The organism is Streptomyces sp. NPDC007205 (assembly GCF_040634095.1).
Classification (GTDB): domain Bacteria; phylum Actinomycetota; class Actinomycetes; order Streptomycetales; family Streptomycetaceae; genus Streptomyces.
Genome location: NZ_JBEYEW010000176.1, coordinates 1 through 1461 on the forward strand (window position 1 = coordinate 1; position 1461 = coordinate 1461).

Annotated in this window: 1 protein-coding gene and 2 pseudogenes; 1 reads left to right on the forward strand and 2 read right to left on the reverse strand. The window is 63.4% G+C overall.

Annotated features, from left to right (window positions below):
* Nucleotides 1-94: 94 nt before the first annotated feature.
* Complete coding sequence (locus ABZ624_RS43055; RefSeq protein WP_360101229.1) at nucleotides 95-394, reverse strand: IS3 family transposase; 300 nt, start codon at nucleotides 392-394, stop codon at nucleotides 95-97.
* A gap of 67 nt (nucleotides 395-461) precedes the next feature.
* Here ABZ624_RS43055 and ABZ624_RS43060 point away from each other — a divergent pair.
* Nucleotides 462-985: pseudogene (locus ABZ624_RS43060) on the forward strand (DDE-type integrase/transposase/recombinase); the annotation flags it as partial.
* An 81-nt stretch (nucleotides 986-1066) separates the two neighbouring features.
* On the opposite strand, the pseudogene ABZ624_RS43065 reads toward ABZ624_RS43060, so the two are convergent.
* Nucleotides 1067-1173 (reverse strand): annotated as a pseudogene (locus tag ABZ624_RS43065) (IS6 family transposase); the annotation flags it as partial.
* Nucleotides 1174-1461 lie beyond the last annotated feature (288 nt).

Sequence of the window (1461 nt, forward strand, 5' to 3'; positions counted from 1 at the left end):
GATCAAAAGGAGCATGTACAACCGGGCGTCCTTCCGGCTCCTCCGGATCCGGATACTCACTCGACCATGAGTTTCACGGAACTGCGGCCAGAACCTACTTGGAAGAGTCCAAGCGGGACATAATCGCGCTCGTGGCGCCTTCCGGCCTGACGGTGCCCGAAGTCAGGACGGGGTGATGGGTGTTCAGGTTTGCTTGTTCGGTCGTCGCCTGCTCGGCGTAGTGCTTCTCCTCGTACTCGACCGGGTTCAGGAAGCCCAGCCGTTCCTGGATGCGCCGGTTGTTGTAGAAGCCGTTGACGTACTCGAAGAGTGCGAGGTTCGCCTCGGCCCGGGTGGTGAAGGTGCGGCCGCGGAGGAACTCGGGCTTGATGCGCATCCACAGAGACGTCGTCAACTTGCGTGGGATGTCTCGGGTCTGGCTGATCGCCTAGTTTGTTGATCTTCCCGGGGCGAAGTCGGCTGTGGGTGCGGGGACCGAGGCGGCGGTGTCGTACAAAGGGTTCAGGTTCCCGGCAGAGGTCATCTCCAGCGGGATCATCGTCTCCCACGAGACGATCTGGCAGTGGTGGGAGAAGTTCGGCCCCGAGTAAGCCGCCCGTCTGCGCCGACACCGGCCTCAGGCCGGGGACAAATGGCACTAGGATGGGGGGTTCATCAAGGTCAACAGGGTGCGGCAGTACCTATGGCGGGCCGTGGACCAGGGCGGCCATGTGCTGGAGATTCTCGTCCAGTCCCGCCGGGACGCGACTGCCGCGAAGCGGTTCATGGCCAAGCTCATGGAGAAGCAGTGGCGGTGCCCAGGGTATTGGTCGCCGACAAACTCAAGAGCTACGGCGCCGGCCACCGCACCCTGATGCGGTCGGTGGAGCACCGCTCCCACAAGGGGCTGAGGCCTCGACGTCACCTAATGACCGCGTCCGAGTACCGGGCCGAGACGACCACCCGCTTTGCCGTCTGGAACCACATCACCGGCGTCACTCGCCCTGCCCACGGCGGCCTGAACCAGGGCTGCCACCCAGCCCCACCACGACCCGCCTTACCTTCAACAACCGCCATCCACAACAAGTTGACGACGCCCCTCCCAGAACACATGAGTGCCGCGCACGAACAGCAGCTCTTCCACATCGCGGAAAGAAAGCGGGAAACGGTGGTACAGCCAGACCACTTCGTGATCGTCTCCGGCGGGAACCGGCAGCCCCTTGTAGAGGGTGCAGCAGTGTGGCCCCTCCTGCGTCGATCTGAGGAGGTGGACTACCGGAGGCGCCTGAACCGGAAGTGTTGCGAAAGGTGCTGGGCCAAAGGTGGAGAGCGGGGCGAAGCAAGATGACTACACGAAGCCCGGTGATCGCAGGAGTCGGGGGCCTTCCCCCAAGGCCGGGAAGTTAGCGTTTTCGCAGGTGCCGCAAGCACGTTGAGGGTTCGAGGCGAAAGCACAACGGAGCTCGTTGGTACAGGCAGTCG